Below are 26,177 nucleotides of genomic sequence, written 5' to 3'. Positions count from 1 at the left end.
TTTCTTATGCGACAAAAGGTGGTGCCCCCAATTTGCCGCCATGCATTACCTACTAATACATCATGATTTTTTCAAAACCGATGTACGTTCCGGCCGTATCTGACTGATCACGCCGCCTTTTTGCAGCGCGCCTACCAGAAAATAAGCCAGAATACTTCCTACGACTGTGGAAACAAGAAATGGCACAATGTATACAAACAAACCGCCCGGATTCAGTCCCATAAACAGTTTTGCAACCGGATAAGCAGCAAGTCCGCCAAGGATTCCTGTTCCGGATGCCTCTGCGATACAGGTCAGCCACAGTTTTCGGAATGCCATGTAAGCCAGACCGCAGCATAACGCGCCGATCATACTTCCCGGAAATGCCATCAGGCTTCCCAGTCCCAGAAGATTACGGATCAGACTTGCACAAAATGCAATACCAACGCCCCATCCCGGACCAAGTACAACCGCTGCCAGAATATTTACCATATGCTGTACCGGTGCACATTTGCTTCCAAAAATCGGAAAACTGAGCAGACTGCCGACAACAGCAACTGCTGTCAGAACCCCCGCCATCGCAAGTTTTTTCACTGTGTCACTCTGTTTCATTTACTCTCAACCTCCTTTTTTCTTTTTCCTGTTTTTACGAATCTTTTGTCCGTTAATAAGTTTTCTTTCGTAAAAGAATCTCATACTGACCTGAATCGTATCTTAAGTCTCACCTATGTTTGACTCTATTTTTCTGTGGATTTCTCACCCACAACTTTGCCGACGATCACGCAGATCACGATCGTGATCACCATGTCCGGCAATGTATTTCCAACTGGCAGATCCACCCGCATGAGCAGTCGGTAAAGAACGAAACCGATCACCCAGATGATAAGATTGCGCCAGTCAAAAGCATTTTTACGTCTGTCCCTGTGCAACAAGAAGAAATCTGCGATCTGAATTGCGATCATCGGTGCAAATACCGATCCGATCAGATACAGAAAATCTGTAATATCGTCCATCGGGAACAAAATCGCTCCCACAGTTCCAATGATCGTCACCACAATAGCGGCGTATTTTCCTTTGATTTTACTGAAAATGGATTCGCTGGAAATCCCGGCAGAATACGCATCCAGAAACGTGGTAGTTACGGTAGAAAAAACAATGATCAGCAGACCGGCAATACTGAGTCCCGCTTTCAGTAAAATCTGTGCAATGTCAGATTCTCCGGTAAACAGCGCTGCTCCCATTCCGATGACATACATCCAGCAGCTTACAATGCCGTATACAATGGCACTGACTGCCGTTGCTTTTACCGGTTTTTCCGCTTCTCTTGTATAATCGCTGATCAGTGGAAGCCAGGAAAGCGGCATTGCCACAGCAAGTTCCACCGCTGCTCCAAAGGAAAGACTGTCGTCTGCGGTACTTTGAATGACATTTCCGTCAAAAAAAATTACTTTGCACAAAACCAATGTCAGAATAAAAAGCAGTACCATCGCTGCGGTATTGATTTTTCCAAGATTTGTAATGCCGATCAAAATCCACACAACGATCAGTGCGCCAATGATCAGACACCAGAGCCATCTTCCGGTCGAAACCATGCCGTCTACTGCCAAAGCTCCATCATAGATCATGATAGCGGTCCATCCTACCAGCTGAAGGACATTTAAAATGGCAAAAAACTGACCACCTTTATTTCCGAAGCTGCTTTTTACAGTCTCCATGGCACTGAGACGGCTTTTTCCACCGATCACACCTGCCAGAAACAGCATGACACAACCAATGACATGTCCGATCAAAATCGCTGCCAGACCTTTTTGAAATCCTAAAGAAGAAAAATAGGTTCCTGTCAGAATTTCAGCAATGGATACGCCCGCGCCAAACCAGATCAGTCCGTTTTCCAAAAGGGAAGTTCTCTTTTCCATCACTTACTCCCCCTGTTCTTTCGTAAATTCATTTTCAATGGCAAATCCGTGATCCATCGGTCCGCTTCCTGCCCCCAGATCCAACATTGCTGCCAGTGCGCCGGAAATATATTCCTTTGCACGCTCTACCGCCGTTTGCAGATCATAACCTTTTGCCAGATTGGATGCGATCGCGGAAGAAAGTGTGCATCCCGTTCCGTGGGTATTCGGATTATCGATACGTTTGCCTTTGAACCAGTGATAGCTGCCGTTGGCAAAAAGCAGGTCGTTGGCATCATTTAACTGATGGCCTCCCTTACAAAGCACGGCACAGTCATATTCCTTTGAAATCTGCTCTGCTGCTTTGATCATGTCTTCGGCACTTTTGATTTTCATCCCCGTCAGCACTTCTGCCTCCGGAATGTTCGGTGTCAAAACAGTGGCAAGCGGAAATAATTTCTGTTTTAAGGTATCAATAGCATCCTCACTGATGAGGCGCGCTCCACTGGTCGCCACCATCACCGGATCCACCACGATATTTTTCGCCTGATAATGCTTTAATTTCTCTGCGATCACGCAGATCAGTTCTTTTTCAGAAACCATTCCAATTTTGACTGCATCCGGAAAAATATCTGTAAAAATGCAATCAAGTTCCTGCCCTAAAAACTCCGGCGTTGCGTTTAAGATTCCTGTGACACCGGTCGTGTTCTGGGCGGTCAGGGCAGTGATCGCGCTCATGGCATATACGCCATTTGCCATCATTGTCTTGATATCCGCCTGGATACCGGCGCCTCCGCTGGAATCGCTTCCGGCGATCGTTACTGCTGTTCTCATAAACTTAATCTCCTCTCATTTGTCTCTTATTTGTTCAGCATACGTTTTCTAATGCGACAGGAAGTGGTGCCCCCGACCTATCGCAGATATTTACTAATTTGTCCAATATTGCTCAAACTCAGATAACCGCTTTAAATATAATTCCCCTGTCTGGCGCACACCCTCCTGATCCGTTTCTCCGTCAGCATCGTATACGCCGATTGCCCGAAAGCCTGCCTTTTTAGCAGTTTTCAGTGCATACAGAGAATCTTCAAAAACCAGTGTTTCTTCCGGTTTTGTGCCAAGGCTTTCTGCTGCCAGTTGATAGATCAGCGGAGAATGTTTGCTTTCTCCCACTTCTCCGGTGGTATATATCTGCTCCAGATAATCAAACAAACCGATTCGCTGCAATGCTTTCGTCACATGCTCCCGTGGACTGGAAGTTGCCGTGATCATTTTTACATTTTGCTTCTGTAAAAACTGTAATAGCTCTTTTGCGCCTTCTTTTGGCTGCACTTCGTAAAAATAGAAATCCTGAATCATCTGCTCGATGCCGTTTAAAATTTCCTGCGGTGTATCTGGCAAATGGTACTGCTCCTTTAAATAATCTGCACCCTGCTCCATGCTCATAGAGAACAGGATCTGACCCAGTCCATCTTCCGGCTCAATGCCACGTTTTTTCAGATACCGCACTCCAAGATCGTTCCAAACTGACATAGAATCTAATAACACTCCATCCAAATCGAAAATTGCTCCACGAATACCATTTTTTTGTGCTTCATCTTTCTTGCACATATTCTCTTGAACTACATCTGTCTGCACTGTATCTTTCTGAAACGCATTCTCCCGCATCACATCTGTCTGCATAGTATCTTTCTGAAACACATTCTCCTGCATCACATTTTTCTGACTCATGCTTTCACCATCTTCTCGGTTGCAGCTTTCAGATTTTCTGCTGCCTTCTTGATATCCGGCTGTGCATAAATCGCACTGATCACAGCGATACCGCAAATACCGCTTCCAGCAAGTGTGTATACATTCTCCTGTGTGATTCCACCAATGGCAATGACCGGAATGGATACCGCTTCACAGATTGCTTTTAACGTCTCATGCGGCACTTCTGTCGCATCATCCTTAGAACCGGTCGGGAATACCGCGCCGACGCCCAGATAATCTGCGCCGTGTTTTTCTGCTAAAATCGCCTGCTCTACGGTCTGTGCTGACACACCGATAATTTTGTCCGGTCCTAATTTTGCACGGACATCTCCGGCTTCCATGTCGCTCTGTCCCACATGCACGCCGTCTGCATCCATCGCCAGTGCGATATCCACATTGTCATTAATGATAAATGGTACGTTATATTCACGGCAAAGCGCCTGCAAATCTTTTGCTTCTTCCATAAAATGCGCTTCATCCAGCTGTTTTTCTCTTAACTGTACAAAGGTCACTCCGCCATCCAGACTCTCCTTTACAACAGAATGCAAGGTTCTGCCGTTTAACCAGTGGCGGTCTGTGACTGCATATAAAAGTAACTGATCCTTTGTCAATGTATTTCTATTGAATTTCATATTTTGCCCCCTGCGCTAATGTTTCCGCGTTCATATTGTAAATGGCATCAATAATACGGTTGCGATAAGTGGAATTGCCATCGCCTTCCTGCATGTTGCGCCAACCGATCTCACCGGCAAGTCCCATCACACAGACTGCCGCCGCTGCTGCTTCCAGTTTATTATCCGGATTTGCGGTAATATATGCTGTCATCACACCGGATAACTGACAACCGGTTCCGGTAATTTTTCCCATCTCCGGTCTGCCGTTGCGGATGACATAACATTTCTCTCCATCGCTCACCAGATCAATCGCGCCGGTAATTGCCACGATAGAACCACTCTGCTTTGCAAAATTTTTCACAAAGGCAACTGCCTGATCCAAAGTGTCCTCTGTCACAGCGTCTGCCACATCTGCATCTACACCTTTTGTAGTACCGCTGCCGGATGCCAGTGTCTTGATCTCGGAAATATTTCCACGGATCACGGTTGGATGTAAGGTATCCATCAGTTCAATGGCAGTGTTGGTACGAAGTGCGGACGCGCCTGCGCCAACCGGATCAAGTAAAACCGGGTGTCCCAGCTCATTTGCACGTTTTCCTGCAAGTAACATTCCCGCGATCGTGCGTTTATTTAAGGTACCGATGTTGATATTCAAACCACCACAAATTGTAGTGATATCTTCTACTTCTTCTGCTTCATCTGCCATAATCGGGCTTCCACCACAGGCTAATAATACGTTTGCCACATCGTTGACGGTGACATAATTTGTAATGTTGTGTACCAGAGGTACCTGTGTTCTTACGTTTTCCAGACATGTTCCTAACATTTCTCTTTTCTCCTTAAAAAACAATCTATTCTCAAGAAATACATTGTTGTATGATTTTATAATCATCTTTTTAAAACATACTTCTCTATAACAACTAAAATTTCAAAATGTACTACTTTGCGATTCACACTCACGCTTTTCAAGGGCACATCCTTTTACAACAATAAAGCGGATACACCAAAATCGGTATATCCGCTTTATAAACAATACAAAAAATACTGCATCCGCTATATCCCTACGTTGGCATTATCCAAATCAGGTTACGGGTCCAGACCACTTAGTCCGCTCTCAGCCTGCTGTCGGCAAGCTCCCCTTTTTCTTATTCTCTTATCGTATTTTACAGATGAACTTCTGCAAAATTCCAACCCAGCAATTATCTGACGTTTTTCAACATCAAGCCCTTGTTGATTGACGATATTATAGCACTGCACCACTTTAATTGCAATAAGTATAAGCATTTTTCTTATACCATCTTAAAGATATCATTTTCAGCACAATTCTTTATTTTTTCTTTTTTCTAATATGAATCTCCGGGATCGCCACAGATTCATAAGTGATGGAATCCTGTTCTTCTTCGCCCTCTTCATCTTCCACTTCCGGTTCAGTATGTACCTCCGGAACTGCCAGATTTTCATATTTTACATCATAGGATTCGTGTGTTGTTTTCTTACCGTCCTGTTGTTTTTTCTTTTTCCAAAACATAGAGTTTCCTCCAAAGTAATATGTTTGTGTTTATTATAAGTTAAAGTTACAGCAAATTGATAAAAAATGTAATGATCAGACTGTTCAAAAAGTCTGCGAAAAGACTTCCGATCAGCGGAATGATCAGATAAGCCTTTACGGATGGTGCATAACGGTCGCAGATTGCCTGCATGTTTGCCATGGCATTCGGTGTCGCACCCATACCAAATCCGCAGGTTCCGGCTGCAAGTACTGCCGCATCGTAATCACGTCCCATAACGTTGAATACAATGAATCTGGCAAAGATAAACATCAAAAGTACCTGAACGGACAGCAGGATTACCAACGGCAATGCCAGTGCTGCCAGCTGCCACAGTTTCAGTGTAATCATGGCAATACCAAGGAACAGGGACAGACAGATACCACCGATATCGTTAATCTCACCCATGTAAATTGTAAACTTACCGGAATATTCTCCAATATTTCTAAACAACGCTGCCGCAATCATAGCTCCAATATAAATCGGGAATGTCATACCTGTTTTTGTCAAAAGCCATGAGAAAATTGTTCCCAGACCAATAGCAAGGATCAGCTGAAATACAGCTGCCGCATACATGGAAGTATGACGGGTATGTTTTTTCTCATCCTCTACCAGAAGGCTGTCATCCTCTGCTACTGCGGTGGTGATTAGGTTCTTTTTCTCCACCAGAGATTTACCGATCGGACCACCGATCAGACTTCCGGTGATCAGACCGAAAGTTGCCGCTGCTGTACACAATGTCGTTGCACCGGAGACATTAAAATCTTCCAGAACCGGTCCGAAAGCACCCGCGGTACCATGTCCTCCAACCATCGGGATAGAACCGGTACACAGACCAATCAACGGATCCAGGTTCAGGACTTTTGACATTCCTACTGCCAGGAAGTTCTGACACAGGATCAGTCCTACAACCAGTCCTAAGAACACGATCAGCGATTTACCACCGCTTTTTAAAACTTTAAGGTTTGCCTGAAATCCTACAGAAGTAAAGAAAAATACCATGCAGACTTCTCGCAACGTATCATCAAAGGAAACTTCTGCAATTCCGGTTCCATATAGTACGCAGGTCAGGATTGCAAAAAGCAAACCACCAACGACCGGCGCCGGAATACAGAATTTTTCCAGAAAATTAATTTTTTTCTTCAAAAATCTACCAAGTAACAGAACCAGTACCGCAATGGCAAGGGTCTGATACATATCTAAATGTAGTTCCATAAAAATCCTTTCAAACTTATCAACAAGTACCTTTTTTACTCATTCACAGTGATTCCATGTTTTTCGTAATAAGCCGCAGCTCCGTCATGGAATGGAATTGTCACATTTTCCGTCGCACTGGTTTCATCCAACTGAAGATCCAGCGGCAGGGAATACTGAATATCCTGCTTGCGGCTGAATAACTGTTCGGTCAGAGTTTCCACTGTTTTATCACTCAGCTCATCACTGACAAGCAGAAGTGATTGCACACCAACGGTTGTTGCCTCCTCAGACTGTCCGCTGTATGTATACACCGGAATTGTATACGGTGTATAGAAATCATACGCTGCCATCAGTTTCTGAATATGTGTCTCATCAAGTGACAGCAGACGGATGCCGCGCTGACGGGTCAGCTCCTCGATAACGGTTGTCTGTACACCGGCAGTACAGAACATGGCATCGATTTTTTCAGAAACAAGTGCCTCTGCTGCCTGGGTGTAATCCAGATTTTCACAGTCTACCAGTTCATCAGAAAGACCATAAGCCTCAAGGATCTGTTTTGCATTTCGCTCAGTTCCGGACTCTTCCTCACCGATACTTATTTTTTTGCCAAGCAGATCATCCACACTGTGGATGTCAGAATCCGCACGGACAACGATCTGGCAGGCTTCGGTATACAAAGCTGCTACCGCACTGTAACCGTGCAGTGGTTTTTTGTTAAAATCTCCGGTTCCGTGGTACGCATCGTCAGTCAGATCCGCCTGTGCGATCGCCATCTGAATGTAACCGTCAGAAAGCAGACGGATATTTGCTGCTGATCCCGCGGTTGCACGCACGGAAAACTGCAGACTGTCATCATCCTGAGCAACTACCTGTGTGTACGCATTTGCAAACGCAGAATACATACCGCCCACGGCAGCGGAGCCAAAACGGATGGATGTTGTGGATGTGCTTCCACAGCCCACAGCGAAAACCAGAGAGAGACTTAAGAATAGTGCTATTATTTTTTTCATGAAGTTTCTCCTTGTAAATTTACTATCAGTACAGTACATTCCTCTCCATTCAGATTACTTTTCATGCAAGGCAAGCATTATCACTTTCTGAATGCATGCAAGGAGCACACTGTAACTTACAGAAAGCAGAGCGAACATAGAAATATTATGCTGGCTCTGCCTGTCTGTTACTATAATCTGATCTTATTTTTCAAATCTTACTCAAAAATAATTTTGCGGTAGTTCTTTTTACCACGGCGTAATACAAAGTCTTCTTTGTTGATGTCTTCCGGTTTGTAGGAAGCTTCGATAGAAGCAACTTTCTCGCCGTTTACGGCAACTCCGCCCTGCTGTACTGCACGACGTGCCTCGGAACGGGATGCGCATAATCCGGAAGCAACCAGCAGACCCATGATGTCAATCTCGCCGTCACGCAGATTTTCTTCTGTGATCGTTGCAGTCGGCATATTTGCTGCATTTCCGCCGGAGAACAGTGCGCGTGCGCTCTCCTGTGCTTTTGTAGCTTCTTCCTCGCCGTGAACCAGTTTTGTCAGCTCAAATGCAAGGATCTCTTTTGCAGTATTTAACTGGCTTCCTTCCCATTTATCCATCTCATCGATCTGCTCTAACGGAAGGAAGGTCAGCATACGCAGGCATTTTAATACATCGGCATCGCCAACGTTTCTCCAGTACTGGTAGAACTCGAATGGAGATGTTTTCTCCGGGTCAAGCCATACAGCGCCGGACTGGGTTTTACCCATTTTTTTGCCTTCAGAATTCAGAAGCAGTGTAATGGTCATTGCGCATGCGTTTTTACCAAGTTTACGACGGATCAGCTCTGTACCACCAAGCATGTTGGACCACTGATCGTCACCACCAAACTGCATGTTGCAGCCGTATCTCTGGAATAACTCATAGAAATCGTAGCTCTGCATGATCATGTAGTTGAACTCTAAGAAGCTTAATCCACGCTCCATACGCTGTTTGTAGCACTCAGCAGAAAGCATACGGTTTACGGAGAAATGCGGTCCGATATCGCGCAGAACTTCTACATAATTTAAGCCAAGCAGCCAGTCTGCATTGTTTACCATTAATGCTTTTCCATCGGAAAAATCAATAAAACGGGACATCTGTTTTTTGAAACACTCACAGTTGTGGTTGATGGTCTCTTTTGTCATCATCTGACGCATGTCAGTACGTCCGGACGGATCACCGATCATAGCTGTACCGCCGCCGATAAGGGCGATCGGTTTGTTGCCTGCCATCTGCAGTCTCTTCATCAGACACAGAGCCATGAAATGTCCTACATGAAGGCTGTCTGCTGTCGGGTCAAATCCGATGTAAAATGTTGCTTTTCCGTTATTGATTAATTCTTTGATCTCTTCTTCATCTGTAACCTGGGCGATCAGACCACGGGCTACTAACTCGTCATAAACTGTCATAATGTACTCTCCTTTTTATCCATGTTTAAAATAGTTTTCTTATACACTTTGTAATTATTCAAAAATCAGTCTCAGGCTTTTTATGTCTTATAATTACAAAACCCGCCCTCACGCACTGTACATGCATAAGGACGGGATAAAATCTCGTGTTACCACCTTAATTCACAGACCGCTCACACGATCCGCCTCACCAAGTATCTGACAATACTTCTGCAATATAACGGTTGCTCCCGGCACAGCCTACTGATCATCAAAACTTTTCTTCCATATTTTATGACTCAAAATATCTTTAAAAATCTATTTTTCCGTCCGGTTCTGATAACGTTCAATGCGCAGCTTGTGAATGTATTCGGTATCAGTTTTCCATGCGCCTCTCACCATCCGGCAGCTCTCTGTATGTTCCGCTCATACTTACTTGTTTCAGTCATTGCTGTTTTTGTCTGCAATTATTTTTTACACGCTCATTATTATAAAAGTTGCGTTTGGAAATGTCAATGTAAAGTTTGCGCTTCCTACAACATCCGCCTGCCGGAGGCTATATGGGGGATTTTCATGTCCAGAAAGATTATTTAGATCAGTCCATGCTCTTTCAGTTTTTCGTAAAGAACCGTTCTTGAAATTCCCATCATTTTCGCAGCCTGCTGTTTATTTCCATGCGTTGTCTGTAATACTTCCTGAATAATATTCTTTTCAAACTCCATTCTCAACAGCCGCAGATTATAAGTAGTCTTCGGTGCTGATGAGTAACGACTGACCAGGGTTTTGAAAGACTCTGAATGGACAAAATCTGCCTGTGTCAAAATTGGTGAAGTTGCATTGTTCATTGCCACCTCCACATAATTTTGCAGTTCACGAATATTTCCCGGCCAGTCATATTTCATGAGGAAATTCAGTGCTTCCGGCTCAATTCCCTGTACAAATGTCCCCATCTCCCGATTCAGTTTTTCAATCATATTCTCAACCAATAACGGAATATCCTGTTTATGTGTTCTCAACGCCGGAGCCTGTATGCGAATGACATTCAATCGGAAATATAAATCCATTCGAAACGCACCTTTTTCTACCAGATCAAGCAGCGATTTATTTGTTGCCGCAATCACACGAATATCAATTGGTACACTATCTGCACTTCCCACCGGTGTCACTTCATGTTCCTGAAGAACGCGAAGAAATTTCGGCTGCATTGTAACCGGAAGCAGATTTACTTCATCCAAAAAAATGGATCCATGATTGGCAACCAGAAAACGTCCTTTTTTGCCATCTTTTAATGCCCCGGTAAATGCTCCCGACGTATAACCAAAGAATTCAGATTCCATCAGATCTTCCGGAATTGCCGAACAGTTAACGCGGACAAAATCGGAAGTAGCTCTTGGACTCAACGTATGAATGGAATGTGCAATCAACTCTTTACCCGTTCCTGTTTCCCCCTCAATAAGAACGGTTGACGATGATGCTGCCGCCTGACGGATCTGATTTTTCAAATGCAAAATCTCCGGACTTTCTCCTATAATATTTTCCAGAGAATACTTCGCTCCATGCTCTCTGCTCAGGCGCTTCTGATAGTACTCCACTTTTTCAGACAAGGCCTGAAGCTGCTTTTCCAATTGCATTGCTTCTCTCGCACCATGAACAATCGTGTATAAAAAACACCCTACCACCTTTTTATCCGCAGAAAACCGTGGAATATAATTTGTAAACATTGTTACATCATTCAGGACAACCGGATGACCAAACACTGGCTGACCGGTCTCATATACCTGATGTGCCAGTGTATCCGGTACAATGTCTTCTACTCTGCGCCCCAACGCATTTTCCTCTGTGCAGTTTGTCATCCGGCACCAGTTTTCGCTGACATATGTATAACGTCCATTTGCATCCAGAATAGCAAATGAATTTAATGCATTCATAAACTCTCTGGCATCCTTCATTGATAATTGTGCCATATCCCCACCTCTTTCTTTCGAAATATTTTATCATGTTTAGCACTTTTATTCAACTTTCCATTGTATTTCAGTAACTATTTTATTCATTTTGCATAATCCCTGTCAGTTTTTCCTTACATGTCATTAAAACCATACATGCATAAAAAACGTATTATCTGCAATCTTTTTTAAAAAAACAATCATTTATGTACGGATATCCTGACACTGTATATTTTCTGAAATCCGCCAAAACAGCGGATTTCTGCTCTGGCATGTTTCTTGCTGTTTGTTAAGAGGTAACAAAAATGGGGGACAGGAAACTGTCAATGTCCATTCTGTGTTTTGTCCTTTAAATATCAGAATGTGCAGAAAAATGTTAGGAGGTTTAGGTATGAAAATCAAAAAAATTGTAGACATCAGCATGGTTCTTGAAGAAGATCTGCCAAGTGATCCGGAAATTCAAATTCCGCATATCCAGAGAAGAAACCATAAAGATACTGCACCGGAGATGGGCAATTATTTTCCGGGTGCAACAATCGATGATCTGCCGGAAGGAAACGGATGGGCGATCGATTTTGCCCAGTTATGTACCCATTCCGGTACTCATCTGGATGCCCCATGGCATTATTATCCAACCATGAACAATGGGGAAAAAGCATGGACCATTGATGAAGTTCCTTTAGAGTGGTGTGTCGGAAACGGTGTAAAAGTAGACATGAGAGACAAACCGGACGGATACAGACTGATGCCGGAAGATTTTGAAGAATATTTTAAAAAAGTCGGTTATGAACTTCAGCCGGGAGATATCCTTTTGCTGAACACAGGTGCAGACAAACGTTGGGGTACCAAAGAATACCTGGTAGCCGGCTGTGGTGTCAGCAAAGCAGCTACCTTATGGATGATCGATAAAGGAGTGCATGTCTGTGGTACAGACGGATGGAGTTGGGATGTCCCGCTTCCATATGAAGCAAAAATGTTCCAGGAAACCGGAGATGCTTCCGTACTCTGGGAAGGTCATCGTGCCGGTGCCGAAAAAGCATACTGCCATATCGAAAAACTGACCAACCTGGAAGCACTCCCTCTCACCGGATATACTGTATGTGCATTCCCGATTAAGATTAAAGGTGCAAGTGCCGGTTGGAGCCGCGTCGTTGCTATTTTTGAAGAATAACGGTTTCCCATAAATACTTTAGTATGATAAAAATCCGACAATTATATTTATCTTCTAAAGGAAGAAATTACTGACATGAAAGGAGAAGCATATGGCTACTCAAAATATCGTTTTCTTAGTAATATTTATTATCTTTTTAGCATTCCTGTTCATATCCAGTTTTGTCGCAAAGAACTGGGTCAAGGAAACCGATGATTACGTTCTGGCCGGTCGTCAGATTTCTACCGGAATGAACATCTTCGGTGTTATCGCAATCGGATTTGCCGGAACTACCATGGCTCTGGCTCCCGGCTTTGCCATTCAGTTTGGTTTTAAAGGATCTTTCCTCTGGAGTGCAATCTACAGCTTCTGCGGACTTGCATTTTACGGCTTACTTTATTCTAACTTTGTTCGCCGCTGTGGTGCTCAGACACTTCCGGAGTTCCTGGAAATGCGTTATGACGGCAAAACACGTTCCGTTATCGCTATTACATCTGTTGTAGGTATGCTCGGTATCATGGCAAACAACATTGTATCCGCCATCACAAATATCTGTGCATACACAGGCTGGAATAAAGCTGTTGTTACTGCTGTTATTTTCGCAGTTATCATTGCTTTTACATACATTTCAGGTATGTGGGCTATTTCCATGACTGACCTGGTACAGGTTATCATGGGTATTATCATCGTTCCGCTTGTTATGGTACTTGTTATCAAACAGTATGGTCCGCTCAGCGGTCTCGCAAGTGCATGGCCAAATGGCAACCCGATGGGTGAAGGTTTCATGGGAACCATCCCGAACGCAGGACTGACTTATCCGTCCGTTATCAACTTTGTAATTCTGTTTGCATCCGCTCTGGTTTGGGGAAATAACTACTACTGGATGAAGATTGCAAACTGCCGTTCTGAAAAAGTTGCACGTAAATCCTTCGTATGGTCTGCATTTTTACTGCTGATCATCTTCTGTGTACCGCTTGGTATCGTTGGTCTGTACGCAGGTGCTTTCCATCCGGAAGTATTTACATTTAATGGCGGTACTGTAATGCCGACAGGTGCTTACGGATTTATCGCTTCCACATTGATTCCGTTATTCGGTTCACTGGCCGTTATCGGTGCTGTAGCAGCTTCTGTTTCTACATCTGCTACCTCAGCACTTGGTGCTTCTGCCGTTATGACACGTGATATTTATCAGCGTCTCATCGACAAGAGCGGAGATCCGAAAAAGAGACTTCGTGCTTCTAAATGGATCCTCATCATTGTTGGTGCTGTAACATTTATCCTCTGCCAGTTCCCGGGTGGTCCTACTTACCTGTTTGCATTTGCAAACTGCTGGCTCGTTCCACCATCCGTATTATTATTACTTGGTATGGTTTGGAAAAAATTCAACTCCACCGGTGCTTTCTGGGGCGCATTATGTGGAATGGTTGTCATGGCAGTATTTGAATTACTGGAATTAACCGGTGTATTCGTTGTCGGCAGCTACATTTACCTTGCTACTCTTGGTCTGATCGTATCCTTTGTGGCAGCTATCATTGCCAGCCTGTTCGGCAAACCGAAATACTTCGGTGAGTCTGACTGGGAACGGGTTCCAAACGATCACAACCGTGAAAATATCACATTAGATGCTACTGATAAAGAAGCTCTTCGTCTGATCTGTGTAGGTCACAAATACATGGCTGACATCACAGATTACATGGGTCTGGATTCCAAAGTTACAGATGCAGCGATCGAACATCTGGATCGTGGCGGTTACATCCAGAGAGCAGGTCTGAACATGTCCAAACTGTACACCTTCTCTGCTACAGATAAAGGCCGCGCAGTGATCGGTCTCTCCGGAAATGATGCAAAACTCGCTTCCGTTGGTCTGACCCCGGATTATGTAGAATTCCTGAAACTGGTAAAAACCGGTGATGCTCACAAACAGAACGAATGGATCGCCGCAAAGAAGATTCGTTCTATGCAGATGGCTGCTATCTCCTCTCACCTGACCCGTGAAGGATATATCAAAGAAAAAGGCTTAATGCGTCGTAAATATGAAATTACCGAAAAAGGCCTTGCAGCAATCAAATAATATCTAACCATAAACAATCATAACTTCTGAACAATTCCGAACGCCGATCACACTGTCGGTCGTTCGGAATCGTTCTCAAAAGGGGAAAATAATTTATGAATACAGAGAAAAAAAATCCAAGAGATGCCGTTATTGTTGCCGCAGGCCGTTCTGCCATGGCAAAAGCATTCAAGGGTTCCTTTGCAGAAACTCATCCAATTGAATATGGTGCACAGGTCTTAAAAGGTGTTCTGGCCAAACTGGATCATTTTGATCCTGCACTGATCGATGACGTCATCGTCGGCTGTGCCTTTCCGGAAAAGAGAATGGGATACAATGCCGCAAAACTGATCGTACAGCGTGCAGGGCTTCCCGATTCCGTCTGCGCACAGACCATCAATCGTTTCTGTTCTTCCGGTCTGCAGAGTATCGCCACCGCTGCCAATGCCATCAAAGCCGGCGATATGGATATCATTGTAGCAGGTGGCTGTGAACAGATGACAGGCATGAATATGGTCGATCCCGATATCGAAATTGACGAAAAATTGATGGAAGAAAATCCTGATGCCTATATCATCATGGGCGAAACCGCTGAACTTGTCGCTGAAAAATATAATATTTCCCGGGAAGATATGGAAGAAATGGCTGTCCGAAGCCATAAACTGGCGGCTCAAGCACAGGCGGCCGGCAAATTTGATGAAGAAATCATTCCTGTCACCACTACTTTCCAGGGCAAAGAAATTACTGTCACAAAAGATGAGGGCATCCGCCCGGGAACCAGTATGGAAAGTCTGGCTACTTTAAAACCATGCTTCCGTGAGAACGGTCGCGTCACTGCAGCTACTTCTTCTCAGATGACAGACGGAACCGGTTTTGTCGTAATGATGGCAAGAGAAACCGCTGAGAAATTAGGTTATACACCAATCGCACGGTTCGTATCTTTTGCCGTTGGTGGAGTTCCTGCAAATGTCATGGGAATCGGTCCGATCGTTGCCGTTCCAAAAGCACTGAAAAAAGCAAACCTGACACTGGATGACATCAGTGTTGTGGAATTAAACGAAGCATTTGCTTCTCAGGCACTCGCATGTATCAAAACACTGGAAATTCCGATGGAAAAAGTAAATCCAAATGGCGGTGCCATGGCCCTCGGGCACCCATTGGGAGCAACCGGTGCATTCCTTACCTGTAAAGTTCTCTCGGAATTAAAACGTCGAAATGAAAAATATGGCATGGTAACCATGTGCATTGGTGGTGGAATGGGAGCAGCCGGCATCTTTGAAATGGAGTCCTGACACAATGACCTTTCAACAATTATACGAGCAAAAACTTACCGATCCGGAAATAATTGCAACACAGATTTCTCCTGGATGGAGAGGTTTTCTGGATGCACCGTTAAGTCAGCCTTATCGTCTGATTCAACTGATAGAACAACGTGCAAAAGAGGGAAAACTGCAGGATTTGACACTGAACACCCTGTTAGATGTCTATCCATACGAATGTTACCAGGAATCCTGCGCATCTTCCATTCATGGAATATCATGGTTTTCCGGTGTCTCTGCACGCAAGGGAATCGCACAGGGATATGGTGACATCGCTCCCTGCAATTATCATGAAGTACCAGACCTGATCGACCAGTACGAACATATTGATTTTTGGTGTACCCGGGTAAGTCCCATGGACGAAAACGGATATTTCTCTACCTGTAATGGCTCTCTGGGAGAAATTCTGAAGAAAAAATCTTCTCATATCTTTCTGGAAGTCAACCATAACCTTCCGCGTCCCTGTGGTACACCAAAAATCCACATTTCGGAAGTCACAGCACTTTATGAAAGCAACGATTCCATTCCAATTATGAAGCGTGGAAAAATGGACGACACAAGCACGACCATCGGAAATCTGATTGCAGAAGAAATCCCAGACGGCGCCACGATTCAGTTTGGTATCGGCGCAATTCCGGATGCTGTCGGAAGCGCCCTGATGAATAAAAAGCATCTCGGCATCCATTCTGAACTGCTCACCGACAGTATGATCGACCTCATAGAAGCCGGCGTCGTTGACAACTCCCGCAAACCGTTAAACACAGGAAAAACGATTGCTACTTTCATGATGGGATCCGCGCATATGTATGATTTTGTCAGTGATAATTCGGATATTTTGTTATTACCAGTCACACAAGTCAATGATCCGTACATTATCGCACAACATCCGAATATGATCAGCGTCAATGCGGCTCTGGAAGTCGATTTTTACGGTCAGGTCTGCGCAGAATCCATCGGAACCATACATATTTCCGGCAGCGGTGGACAGGTTGATTTTGTAAAAGGTGCCACAACATCAAAAGGTGGCAAAAGTTTTATTGCCTTTCATTCCACTGCCCAAAATGGTACGGTCAGCCGGATTCGTCCAACACTGACGGACGGTTCCATCGTAACCACCGGAAAAAACGATGTAGACTACATTGTGACTGAATATGGAATCGCAAAATTACGTGGTAAAACAATACGACAACGTATTCAGGCTCTGATTTCCATCGCACACCCAAAGTTCCGGGAAGAACTAATCTATGAGGCCCGAAAACGGCTTCTCATGTAAAATGGAATGTCACAATTATAAAATTTCTTCGTTTCAAACAGTATATAGCCAGAAGGATTTTGGTTATTTCAAGTCGAACGCACGTGAGACTTGGTGCGTGATTCTGGTCAGCGCAAGCTGACATCTTCTTTTCAGAATCACTGCACTCTACACTCCGTTCCGGTCGGCGCAAAACCATTGTCTCCCAGACAATGTGCGCCCTCGCGGAGCATTTATCTCAGTCGGAGATTGAACTCCCACTGAGAAATACTTGTTACTACTCACCACTTGCAGAAGTGGGAGTCTCAACTCAGACTGAGATAAATCACCTCAAGTAGACAAGATCATTTCTATCTTTTCTATGAGGAACACAAAACTGCCGCATTTCGAATCATGCGGCAGCTTTTTAAACACACTCTGGTTTTGGACAACCAATCAGCGTTACTTTTCTTCGAAACGCTCGTCTGCTTCTACAAATCCATGTTCTTTTGCCCACTTCGGAACATCGTTACGGATATCATCCCAACTTCTGATCGGCTGCTGTAACCACTCATTTTCGCCGCGTGTATAACGATAATGATGAACTGCGGACATATCTTTCTCATCTACCTGAGCCTCACCGTAATCTTTCTGAGCGATTCTGTAAATGGTACTGTACTGCTCACTTAAGGTATGGATCTTCAAATCGTCTACCAGTAATTTCTCTAACGGGCGTTTGCAGAGGTGAGACATGATTGTACGTGTCTCTCTTGGAAGGGATTTGATCATACGTGCGATCTCCCATGCACGCTCTACTACTTTTCCCTTCGGGCAAAGTTCATTGACCCAGCCCCAGTCAAGTGCCTGCTGAGCTGTCCACTGACGGCAGGTATAAGCATAATAGTTTGCACGTTTTGTTCCAAGGAAATGCTGCATCAGCATAAACATTCCATCACCCGGGATCAGACCAAAGAATAAATGGTCATCATCAAATTTTGCATCTTCTGCACAGATTGTAACATCACATAATAATGCAGAATCCCAGTGGAAACCCGGTCCCGGAATCGCACCGATAGTCGGAATATTAATATCAAAGATCATGTTTTTGATCAGGTCATAATCATCAATATACTGATGATCGAAACGCTCATCTGCATAAGTCTGCCATCCGTTTGGATCTTTATCCATCATCCAGCTGTCACCGGTATGTGTCCAGATCAGGATCTCATTTTTACGATCCAGAGAAATGACACGGCTTAACTGACTCATTGCTCGGTGACTGGAACCGGACCAGCACATAACGTGGTCTTTGGTTTTCATTGTTACCTGTAAAATACCGTCTTCACGGTACAGGTCAAAATGATCTTTGAACCACTCTTTATATTCTTCCAGTTCCGGTAATTTGACATATTCTGCCATGATATCTTTTTTCATAATGTTTGATTCCTCCTTATTTCCCAATACGTTTGTCTCAGTCTGTGTCGAGACGTACACTTCTATGATTTGATACCATTATTAATCGCAATAACCATGCCAGATTGTCCGTTTTTTCATTTATTCCCGTTTTCATGCGTGTTTACGGTATTTTTTGAAATTTTAGAATGTAGTTTGCGTTCTCTTTTTGCATTGAAATTCTCAAATTTGCAGAAATAATTTGTATAAACGCAAAAAATCATGAAATTCCAGCTCCCATTTTTAATCTCATAACAGACAAAATTTGTAACTTTCCCTATTCTTTTTTTGTTTTATAACAGACCAAAATATAAGGACGATTCTGAAAAGAACCGTCCTCACGCTTTTACATTTTATAAATATTTTGCAATGTAGTAACCATCAAAAATAGCCTGTGTTACTTTATTCGGTCTGACTGCATCACCAATCACATACATCTCGATCTCCATTTTCTGTACCATATCGGCAACGGTTGTATCGGAACGCATACCTGCCGCACAGATAACAGCATCTGCCGATACAAAGATTTTATTTCCATCTTTGTCCAGTCCTTCCAGACCTTTGTCTGTGATATTTTCTGCTTTCGTATCTGTCAGTACCGTAACATATTTCTCCAGCTCCATTCCAATTGCAATCTTATGGAAACAGTTGCAGTCTGCAGCTGCCTCGGAGCGCATCTCCACAACGGTTACTTTCTTGCCCAGTTTTCCAAGATGGATCGCAGTCTCACAACCTACCAGTCCACCACCAAGGATTACGATCTCATCTCCTAACTGATCCGTACCTTTTTCCTCTACTTCTGATGCAAGATATACATTATTTCCGTTGATTCCCGGAATTGGTGGAATGATCGGTACTGCTCCGGTTGCCACAATCACGACATCCGGCTTGATCTCCTCGATCAGCTCCTGCGTCACTTTTGTATTGTAACGAACCTCTGCATTTGTTTTTAACAGCTGTGTTTTCAGCACACGACTCAGTTTATACAGGTCTTCTTTAAAATCCACGGTCTGCGCAAATTTCAGTGCCCCGCCAAGGTCATCTGTTTTCTCACACAAAATAACATTATGACCGCGCTCACTCGCTTTGATCGCTGCCTGCATACCGCCCGGTCCACCGCCGATCACCAGCACTTTTCTGGATGGTGTCGGTGGAACATAACGGAACTCAGAAAGTTCATTTCCAACGATCGGATTAACGGAACATTTTGTTCCCATAGCTTCTACGGAATGTCCCAGACACTCAAAACATCTCAGACACGGACGGATCTCATCTTCTCTGCCACTGAATGTTTTCTTCGGTAATTCCGGATCTGCCAACAGCGCACGTCCCAGTTCTACGATATCCGCTTTTCCGGAAGCAATGATCTCCTCCATCTGTGCAGGATCATTCAGACCGCCGACACAGGAAACCGGTACTTTTACTGCCTTTTTCACCGCTTCTGCCAGATATACATTACATCCGTGCTCAAAAAACATACTTGGATGAGTACGCACAAATAATCTCTCTACCTCATGACTTCCACAGGAAACATTGATCAGGTCTACTTTGTCTTCGATCAGTTTTGCAAACTCTACATAATCATCCAGATGCATGCCTCCTTCCACGAAATCATCGCCGTTCATACGCACTTCGATCGGGAATCCTTTTCCAACAACCCGGCGCACTTCATCCAGTGTCTCTAAGAAAAATCTTGCACGGTTTTCTAATGAACCTCCATATTCATCGGTGCGGTGATTCTGTAACGGGGAAAGGAACTGGCTGAACAGCCATCCATGTGCCGCATGAACATTTACCATATCGAATCCGGCACGTTTCGCCATTTCAGCTGCCTTGCCATAATATTTTGTCAATTCATGAATCATCTCTTTCGGCATTTCGTAAACATGCTGTCCATCCGGCAGAATTTCTTCACTCGGTCCATAAGCCACTTTACCTTCTTTGATGTCTCCACCAATACTTGTGATTCCACCGTACTTGCCACCATGTGACAGCTCAATATTTGCCAGTGCACCACGACGTTTGATATCTTTCACCAGCATGGTCAGTGACGGTAATAATGTAATGTCATCCAATGCAGGCTGAAGATTATGAGAAGAACCGCTGGCTCCATGAATAATGCATTCTCCCATAGATACAACCGCACATCCGCCACTTGCTCTATATTCAAAAAAAGCTCTGTTATCGGTTGTCAGATGACCTTCCGGTGTATATCCCATCAGACCGGTCGGTGCGGAAAAAATACGATGTTTTGCTACAACATTACCGATGCGGATCGGTTTGGATAGATTTGAATATTTTGAATTCACTGTTGTTTGTCCCCCTTTTTTACACCTGAAATTCAAGTCGAACGCACGTGAGACTTGGTGCGTGATTCTGGTCAGCGAAAGCTGACATATTCTTCTCAGAATCACTGCACATCCCCGCGGAGCGTTTATCTCAGTCGGAGATTGTACTCCCACTGAGAAAGACTTGTTATTACTCACCACTTGCAGAAGTGGGAGTCTTCTCGACTGAGATAAAACATATTATCTTATTTCATCAGCAAATTTCATGCCAGATTGAAATACATTTTTTCTCCTGTTTTCTCTATTTTTTCACAAAAAACGCCTATTTTCCAGCACAGTTTTGGTAAATGTGTAAAGTGCTGTACTCCAAAAATAAGGCTTGTTTTGCAAAAACGCAAAATCTCATCCTGATAAAACAGCCCACGAAACCAATATGATTCGTGAGCTGTCTTTCACACTATATTTTTATAAAACCTGATTGGCTTACGCTGGTAAAGCAAATTACTCCTTAATTTGCTTAAATTAAATCATATGCATTTTTATTTCCGTACACACTCTCCCATGAATTTCTTACATCATGATTCAAATTAATGAAATGACGTGCATTAAAGCAATTATCAAAATCAATCGGATCAAGGGCAATGGACGTTGCACCGGTGCTGATCAGATAGCTTAACTCATCTGGTGTTCTCGGTGCACATGCCATAATGCGACCTTCCGATCCAGACACCTCAATAAATTTGGTAAGTGCAGAATATACAGCTTTGGCATCTACTCCCACGTAGAGTCCATATTCATCTGCTCCGCCCATCTGCATAAAGCAGAAAAATGTAGCTACATATTTTGCTCCTGCCTGTAAAGCACAAACACCCTGAAGTGTTGACATTACCTGAGTACCGCAGATATCAATATCTCCTGCCAGCTGCTGCATTGCCTGAATTCCACCTGAAGTACACGGGATTTTTATCACTGTCGGATCTCCGGAAATTTTTAAAATTGCTTCCGCATCCCGCATAATGCCGTCATAATCATTGGACGGTGTCTGAATAAATAATTTTCTCTCCCCAGTTGCTTCCCGAAGCTCTTTGACAATATTTGCAAAATCAGGTCTTCCAAGACGGGACACCATCTGTGGATTACAGCACACGCCTGCAAACGGATATTTGTCAATCATATTTCTGACAATTGCCGGATCTTCCGTGTTAAGATAAATATCAAACTTACTTTCAAATTTTCCCATAATAATCTCCTTCTCCATGATCGGATTTATCTTTTATCCCCTGCTGTTATATATCTGCTTTCCATTTTTCTGCTTCTGTGCTTCGCTCAACTGCTTCGCGGTCGGTAACATCTAATTCCTGTACAAAAACCCGATCCCCATATCGTTCCCTGTAATCCTGCATATTCTCCGGATCAATCGACACGGCGACCACCTGATCACCTCTGTTTAATGCTGCTTCTGCGTATTCACGCCCCAATCCAGTAGATGCACCGTAATATACCAGTTTTTCATAAAATACCTACATCCTTTCTGTTTTGTTAAGTTACATTCATCTTATCCTACGGCTGTGCTTCCCAGTGTCACCACACCGCTTAACTTATGCGCATCTGTTTTTAATTCGTTTCTAATCTCTCTGTACTCCTGAAAGGTTTTTGAGAAAAACGCTGCCAGACGTTCCCCCGCTCCAGTAAGCTGTAAGGTAGATTTGTTCCGCCGAAAAAGCTCCAGACCAATTTCTTTCTCCAGCAGTGAAATCTGCCTGCTGACTGCCGGCTGTGAAACATACATTACTTTTGCAGTCTCTGTAAAACTCATTTTTTCAGCAGCCATTAGAAAATACTGTATCTGCTGAATTGTCATAAAAACCACCTCTTGGTTGTCTTATAAAAAACAGCCCACAAAACAAATTTCATGAGCCGCTTTTTTACTATTCTGTACGACCTTTTCCTCTGTTAAATCTCATTGTAAGGAAAAGCACGATCATCAAAAGAACACCTTCGATCGCATTTAAGTAATCCGGACTGATACCCGCAAGGTATAATCCGGTAACCATTACTGAGATCGTAAAGGCCCCTATGATCATCTTGTAAACCTTGGAACTTAATCCACCGGATACCAGAACGCCTCCAAGATAAATTGCCATCATAACTTTCATTTCCAGGAATGATCCCATGGTTGTACTGGATCCTCCCTGCTGGATCAACATCATAATACCTACCAATGAACCAATAAATCCGGATATCACATATGCGATAATACGTATTTTATTGACATTGACGCCCATGGAAAGCACCATCTGCTCATTCTCACCCATTACTTTGCAATAACGTCCAAATCGTGTCGATTCAAAGATGAACCCAAATACAACAACAACCACGATTGTAAAGACAACTTTAAACTGAATCTTATTCAATGCTATAATCTGCATTGGTGCAATAATAATGTTATCGCCAACCAAAGCAGCCAGCAAACCCTTCAATCCAATCAGCATCGCCAGTGTTGTCATAAAGGATGATACCCTGCACTTGCTGACCACAATACCATTTAACAGCCCAATTCCAAGTCCGATCGCAATCGATACCGGGAAAAACCAGACAAACCCAAAGCGGCTTGCCACCATACACGCTGCGGTTGCTGATACCGCTGCTGTACCACCAATGGAAAGATCTGTACTTCCCATTGCAATAATATAAATAACTCCGGCACCTCCGATAATGATTGGCAGTGACTGCTCCAGAAGATTTTTAATGTTAAGAGGTGTGATTAATTTCCCACCTGACATCGTTCCAAGCACAACGAAAAGAGCAGCCAGCACTATTACGGAAATCCAATTTTTTATTTCAAATCTTTTTTTCATCAGATCATCACCTCAATAATAATTTCTTCCTTAAACTCTGGTCCACGCTCTATGCTTTTGACGATTTTATTATCTTTCATTACGATAATATCGTCACACATACCGATCGCTTCACCTAATTCATCAGTAATCATTATAATTCCAAGGTTTTTCGCTTTTGCTTTTTTCAGACAATCATACAGATACGCCTTAACACCAACATCTACACCACGTGTCGGGCAATCAACGATCAGGATATCCAGATCCTTTAACAGCCAGCGTCCCAGATTTACTTTCTGCTTGTTACCTCCGGAAAGTTCTCTCATGTTCTGATATACATCCCTGCATTTTACCTGATACTCCTTTGTTGCATCCAATGCCAGATGATTCAGCCAGGACATGTTGAGCCTTTTGCTCTTTCCCTCAGCTTCTTTCAGTGAAGGCAGTGTAAAATTCTCCCAGATCGGAGCATCCATCATCAATGCATCCGTATCTCTGTCTTTTGGCGCATACCCAACCCGATTGTATAAGGAATCTTCCTGGTTTTTAATATCTATGTTGCAGGTATTAAGATGTACCCGTCCTTTTGTAAGCTTGTCTATTCCATATACAGCCTTTCCAATCTCATGAATTCCAGAATCTGATAAACCACAAAATCCCAGGATCTGTCCTTTGTGCAATTTAAAAGAAATGTCTTCCAGACCATTTTCTGTACACATCTCACCCACTTCAAGAAGAACATCATCTTCATAGCTTGGTCCATGGTCATCACGATAATAATCTCCATCCAGCTTTCGGCCAACCATTCTCTGCTTCAACTCATCAGATGTGATATCCTTACTTTTCACGGTGTCAAGAAGTGCACCATCCCGGAGAATGGAAATCGTATCTGTAATCTCGATCATTTCCTCAATATCATGGCTGATCAGGATAATAGAACGTCCCTGCTCTTTAAATTTCCGGATCAGTTTATACAGGCATTTTCTGTTATCTTGCGAAAGTGACTGCGTCACCTCATCAAGAATAAGGATATCCGGATCTGCAGAAAGTGCACGGACTAACTCAACCATTTTTCTATGCTCAATATTCATGTATCCGGCCGATACATTCAGGTCAATTGACGGAAGTTCCCATTTTTTTGTAATTTCTTCCACCTGTGCCTTGATCATCTTATTGTTTACAAGACCAAAATGTGAGCATTTTTTCGTCTTTCCAAGAAAAATATTAATGCCGGCAGGAAGGTTGCTGACCATACCTAATTCCTGTACAATGATCGCTACTTTGCTCTCATTGGCACTGACAGGGCTTGTCGGTTTATAAGGTTTTCCGTGAAGTGTCATCTCTCCACTGTCATAAGGATACATTCCGGCAATCTGTGAAAGAAGTGTCGATTTTCCAGATCCATTTTCCCCGGCAAGACCTCTTACTTCACCAGCCTCAAGCTGAAAATCAATATCTACATTTGCATGTGTCGGTCCAAAGCTTTTGTTAAGTTTTTTAATATCAAGAATAATTTCTGCCATTATTTAACAACCCCCTTCGCACCTCTCTGGGCAATGATTCCAAAGATAAGAACGATTGCACCAAGCACAACCTGCTGATAGGTTCCTGAGCGGACACCAAGCTGCGTCTGAACATTAAAGATTGCCATGATCAGTATGGTAGAAATCGGAATAGCAATCGTGATATTGATCTTTTTCTGCATAACCTGTGCAAGCAGGACTGCTGCCAGCGCCTGGAAAATATTTGAAATAGATGATAATCCTGCGGCCGCCGTTGCACGTCCGGAATAACTTTCTGTAAGAAATGCAGAGCATCCGAAAAAGATTCCTGCGATCAGACCACAGCATAACAGTGTTTTCATAATCGGGATTCCCATCTGTTTTGCCACATGCGGATTGTTTCCGACCGCACGGATATTGATTCCAACAGAAGCCTTATTATATAAAATGTAAGCCACGATTCCGCCAATAATAAGAATGATATAGATCCATGGTGACATACCAAAAATTCTAAGTTCATTTTCAAGCTGAACGACCTGTTTTCCTTCAGCCAAACGTTTATTCGAATATACGACACCGATAGACTCATAAATAAGAGTCATTCCCATACCAGCAATCCATGACGGAATTTTCGAAAGATTAAATACCAGAAAGTTAGCCATTGTAAGACAGATACCAATCAAAAGACCGCCAACCAGGACTCCCGGGATACCAACACTGTTTCCCCATGTACCTGCAAGATTTGCTCCCAGAATAACCATAGCACCGATGGAAAAATCCGTTACATTGGCAGCAAACAGAAAACATAATCCCCATGCTGTAAAAGTAGGAATAACCGCCCCCGCGATAATAAGCATCCAGTTATTTACCGTAAGAAAGTTATATTTACAAATAACATTGATAATAAACATTACGGCAATAACAACTGCAATAATTATCAGGAGACTAATAGTACTTTTTTTACTATCTTTAGCTCTCATCAATACGATCCCCCTCTAAAAAATCACCGGATTG

At 43.4% G+C, this 26,177-nt stretch carries 23 protein-coding genes and 1 riboswitch; of the genes, 4 read left to right on the top strand and 19 right to left on the bottom strand.

Annotated features, from left to right (window positions below):
- Positions 1-60: 60 nt before the first annotated feature.
- From thiW to DXB15_RS01030, 11 genes are all read right to left on the bottom strand, one after another.
- Positions 61-591, bottom strand: a complete 531-nt coding sequence (gene thiW / locus DXB15_RS01080) for an energy coupling factor transporter S component ThiW (RefSeq protein ID WP_118701773.1) — start codon at positions 589-591, stop codon at positions 61-63.
- A gap of 125 nt (positions 592-716) precedes the next feature.
- A complete protein-coding gene (gene cytX / locus DXB15_RS01075) occupies positions 717-1,898 on the bottom strand; it encodes a putative hydroxymethylpyrimidine transporter CytX (RefSeq protein WP_109215722.1) in 1,182 nt (393 codons plus the stop codon).
- The gene (gene thiD / locus DXB15_RS01070; protein ID WP_109215721.1) at positions 1,899-2,708 is read right to left on the bottom strand and encodes a bifunctional hydroxymethylpyrimidine kinase/phosphomethylpyrimidine kinase; all 810 of its coding nucleotides are present in this window, start codon (positions 2,706-2,708) and stop codon (positions 1,899-1,901) included. It abuts the gene before it with no gap.
- A gap of 93 nt (positions 2,709-2,801) precedes the next feature.
- Positions 2,802-3,602, bottom strand: coding sequence for an HAD family hydrolase (locus DXB15_RS01065; RefSeq protein WP_118701772.1), 801 nt, complete (start codon positions 3,600-3,602; stop codon positions 2,802-2,804).
- Positions 3,599-4,255, bottom strand: a complete 657-nt coding sequence (thiE, locus tag DXB15_RS01060) for a thiamine phosphate synthase (RefSeq protein ID WP_118701771.1) — start codon at positions 4,253-4,255, stop codon at positions 3,599-3,601. Before thiE ends, DXB15_RS01065 begins: the two co-directional genes overlap by 4 nt.
- A complete protein-coding gene (gene thiM, locus DXB15_RS01055; protein ID WP_118701770.1) occupies positions 4,242-5,063 on the bottom strand; it encodes a hydroxyethylthiazole kinase in 822 nt (273 codons plus the stop codon). The genes thiE and thiM overlap by 14 nt, the downstream gene beginning before the upstream one ends.
- Positions 5,064-5,278: 215 nt before the next feature.
- Positions 5,279-5,387, bottom strand: a riboswitch (TPP riboswitch).
- 177 nt (positions 5,388-5,564) lie between these two features.
- Positions 5,565-5,765, bottom strand: a complete 201-nt coding sequence (locus tag DXB15_RS01050; protein WP_118701769.1) for a hypothetical protein — start codon at positions 5,763-5,765, stop codon at positions 5,565-5,567.
- Between the two features lie 46 nt (positions 5,766-5,811).
- Positions 5,812-6,999 (bottom strand): sodium/glutamate symporter, encoded by a 1,188-nt coding sequence (gene gltS / locus DXB15_RS01045; RefSeq protein WP_118701768.1) that lies wholly within the window; start codon positions 6,997-6,999, stop codon positions 5,812-5,814.
- A 35-nt stretch (positions 7,000-7,034) separates the two neighbouring features.
- On the bottom strand, positions 7,035-7,991 hold the full coding sequence (locus tag DXB15_RS01040; RefSeq protein ID WP_118701767.1) for a TAXI family TRAP transporter solute-binding subunit: 957 nt from the start codon (positions 7,989-7,991) through the stop codon (positions 7,035-7,037).
- A gap of 197 nt (positions 7,992-8,188) precedes the next feature.
- Positions 8,189-9,412 (bottom strand): tyrosine--tRNA ligase, encoded by a 1,224-nt coding sequence (gene tyrS, locus DXB15_RS01035; protein ID WP_109215714.1) that lies wholly within the window; start codon positions 9,410-9,412, stop codon positions 8,189-8,191.
- A gap of 569 nt (positions 9,413-9,981) precedes the next feature.
- Complete coding sequence (locus DXB15_RS01030) at positions 9,982-11,355, bottom strand: sigma-54 interaction domain-containing protein (RefSeq protein WP_118701766.1); 1,374 nt, start codon at positions 11,353-11,355, stop codon at positions 9,982-9,984.
- Positions 11,356-11,725: 370 nt separating this feature from the next.
- On the opposite strand from DXB15_RS01030, the gene DXB15_RS01025 reads away from it, so the two are divergent.
- From DXB15_RS01025 to DXB15_RS01010, 4 genes are all read left to right on the top strand, one after another.
- Positions 11,726-12,505 (top strand): cyclase family protein, encoded by a 780-nt coding sequence (locus tag DXB15_RS01025; protein WP_109215712.1) that lies wholly within the window; start codon positions 11,726-11,728, stop codon positions 12,503-12,505.
- A 91-nt stretch (positions 12,506-12,596) separates the two neighbouring features.
- Positions 12,597-14,555 (top strand): sodium:solute symporter family protein, encoded by a 1,959-nt coding sequence (locus DXB15_RS01020; protein WP_109215711.1) that lies wholly within the window; start codon positions 12,597-12,599, stop codon positions 14,553-14,555.
- 95 nt (positions 14,556-14,650) lie between these two features.
- Complete coding sequence (locus tag DXB15_RS01015) at positions 14,651-15,826, top strand: thiolase family protein (RefSeq protein WP_118701765.1); 1,176 nt, start codon at positions 14,651-14,653, stop codon at positions 15,824-15,826.
- Positions 15,827-15,830: 4 nt separating this feature from the next.
- Positions 15,831-17,126 (top strand): acetyl-CoA hydrolase/transferase family protein, encoded by a 1,296-nt coding sequence (locus tag DXB15_RS01010; protein ID WP_118701764.1) that lies wholly within the window; start codon positions 15,831-15,833, stop codon positions 17,124-17,126.
- A 420-nt stretch (positions 17,127-17,546) separates the two neighbouring features.
- Here the strand turns inward: DXB15_RS01010 and DXB15_RS01005 are convergent, their stop codons facing one another.
- From DXB15_RS01005 to DXB15_RS00970, 8 genes are all read right to left on the bottom strand, one after another.
- Positions 17,547-18,518 (bottom strand): enoyl-CoA hydratase/isomerase family protein, encoded by a 972-nt coding sequence (locus tag DXB15_RS01005; protein WP_109215708.1) that lies wholly within the window; start codon positions 18,516-18,518, stop codon positions 17,547-17,549.
- Between the two features lie 371 nt (positions 18,519-18,889).
- Positions 18,890-20,845 carry an oxidoreductase gene (locus DXB15_RS01000; RefSeq protein ID WP_243115572.1) on the bottom strand — a complete coding sequence of 652 codons (1,956 nt, stop codon included), beginning with the start codon at positions 20,843-20,845 and terminating at the stop codon, positions 18,890-18,892.
- A 496-nt stretch (positions 20,846-21,341) separates the two neighbouring features.
- Positions 21,342-22,064, bottom strand: a complete 723-nt coding sequence (locus DXB15_RS00995; protein WP_158582164.1) for a transaldolase family protein — start codon at positions 22,062-22,064, stop codon at positions 21,342-21,344.
- Positions 22,065-22,110: 46 nt separating this feature from the next.
- Positions 22,111-22,329, bottom strand: coding sequence for an SDR family NAD(P)-dependent oxidoreductase (locus tag DXB15_RS00990; protein WP_118701762.1), 219 nt, complete (start codon positions 22,327-22,329; stop codon positions 22,111-22,113).
- A gap of 50 nt (positions 22,330-22,379) precedes the next feature.
- A complete protein-coding gene (locus DXB15_RS00985) occupies positions 22,380-22,685 on the bottom strand; it encodes a LysR family transcriptional regulator (RefSeq protein WP_118701761.1) in 306 nt (101 codons plus the stop codon).
- Between the two features lie 67 nt (positions 22,686-22,752).
- Complete coding sequence (locus DXB15_RS00980; RefSeq protein ID WP_109215704.1) at positions 22,753-23,682, bottom strand: ABC transporter permease; 930 nt, start codon at positions 23,680-23,682, stop codon at positions 22,753-22,755.
- On the bottom strand, positions 23,682-25,184 hold the full coding sequence (locus tag DXB15_RS00975; RefSeq protein ID WP_118701760.1) for a sugar ABC transporter ATP-binding protein: 1,503 nt from the start codon (positions 25,182-25,184) through the stop codon (positions 23,682-23,684). The genes DXB15_RS00980 and DXB15_RS00975 overlap by 1 nt, the downstream gene beginning before the upstream one ends.
- Entirely contained in the window at positions 25,184-26,143 is a 960-nt protein-coding gene (locus DXB15_RS00970) for an ABC transporter permease (protein ID WP_109215702.1), read from the bottom strand. Before DXB15_RS00970 ends, DXB15_RS00975 begins: the two co-directional genes overlap by 1 nt.
- Positions 26,144-26,177 lie beyond the last annotated feature (34 nt).

Origin of the sequence: Roseburia sp. OM02-15 (assembly GCF_003481835.1) — a bacterium.
Taxonomy (GTDB): Bacteria; Bacillota; Clostridia; order Lachnospirales; family Lachnospiraceae; genus Eubacterium_I; species Eubacterium_I ramulus_A.
This window is presented reverse-complemented; position numbering and strand designations above follow the sequence as displayed.

Coding starts and splice junctions, on each gene's coding strand:
- DXB15_RS01015 (WP_118701765.1), top strand. CDS start 14,651: ATGAATACAGAGAAAAAAAATCCAAGAGATGCCGTTATTGTTGCCGCA.
- thiE (WP_118701771.1), bottom strand. CDS start 4,255: ATGAAATTCAATAGAAATACATTGACAAAGGATCAGTTACTTTTATAT.
- DXB15_RS01065 (WP_118701772.1), bottom strand. CDS start 3,602: ATGAGTCAGAAAAATGTGATGCAGGAGAATGTGTTTCAGAAAGATACT.
- thiD (WP_109215721.1), bottom strand. CDS start 2,708: ATGAGAACAGCAGTAACGATCGCCGGAAGCGATTCCAGCGGAGGCGCC.
- DXB15_RS00970 (WP_109215702.1), bottom strand. CDS start 26,143: ATGAGAGCTAAAGATAGTAAAAAAAGTACTATTAGTCTCCTGATAATT.
- DXB15_RS01040 (WP_118701767.1), bottom strand. CDS start 7,991: ATGAAAAAAATAATAGCACTATTCTTAAGTCTCTCTCTGGTTTTCGCT.
- DXB15_RS00995 (WP_158582164.1), bottom strand. CDS start 22,064: ATGGGAAAATTTGAAAGTAAGTTTGATATTTATCTTAACACGGAAGAT.
- DXB15_RS01025 (WP_109215712.1), top strand. CDS start 11,726: ATGAAAATCAAAAAAATTGTAGACATCAGCATGGTTCTTGAAGAAGAT.
- DXB15_RS00980 (WP_109215704.1), bottom strand. CDS start 23,682: ATGAAAAAAAGATTTGAAATAAAAAATTGGATTTCCGTAATAGTGCTG.
- DXB15_RS00975 (WP_118701760.1), bottom strand. CDS start 25,184: ATGGCAGAAATTATTCTTGATATTAAAAAACTTAACAAAAGCTTTGGA.
- DXB15_RS01010 (WP_118701764.1), top strand. CDS start 15,831: ATGACCTTTCAACAATTATACGAGCAAAAACTTACCGATCCGGAAATA.
- DXB15_RS01005 (WP_109215708.1), bottom strand. CDS start 18,518: ATGAAAAAAGATATCATGGCAGAATATGTCAAATTACCGGAACTGGAA.
- thiW (WP_118701773.1), bottom strand. CDS start 591: ATGAAACAGAGTGACACAGTGAAAAAACTTGCGATGGCGGGGGTTCTG.
- tyrS (WP_109215714.1), bottom strand. CDS start 9,412: ATGACAGTTTATGACGAGTTAGTAGCCCGTGGTCTGATCGCCCAGGTT.
- DXB15_RS00985 (WP_118701761.1), bottom strand. CDS start 22,685: ATGACAATTCAGCAGATACAGTATTTTCTAATGGCTGCTGAAAAAATG.
- thiM (WP_118701770.1), bottom strand. CDS start 5,063: ATGTTAGGAACATGTCTGGAAAACGTAAGAACACAGGTACCTCTGGTA.
- DXB15_RS01050 (WP_118701769.1), bottom strand. CDS start 5,765: ATGTTTTGGAAAAAGAAAAAACAACAGGACGGTAAGAAAACAACACAC.
- DXB15_RS01030 (WP_118701766.1), bottom strand. CDS start 11,355: ATGGCACAATTATCAATGAAGGATGCCAGAGAGTTTATGAATGCATTA.
- gltS (WP_118701768.1), bottom strand. CDS start 6,999: ATGGAACTACATTTAGATATGTATCAGACCCTTGCCATTGCGGTACTG.
- DXB15_RS01020 (WP_109215711.1), top strand. CDS start 12,597: ATGGCTACTCAAAATATCGTTTTCTTAGTAATATTTATTATCTTTTTA.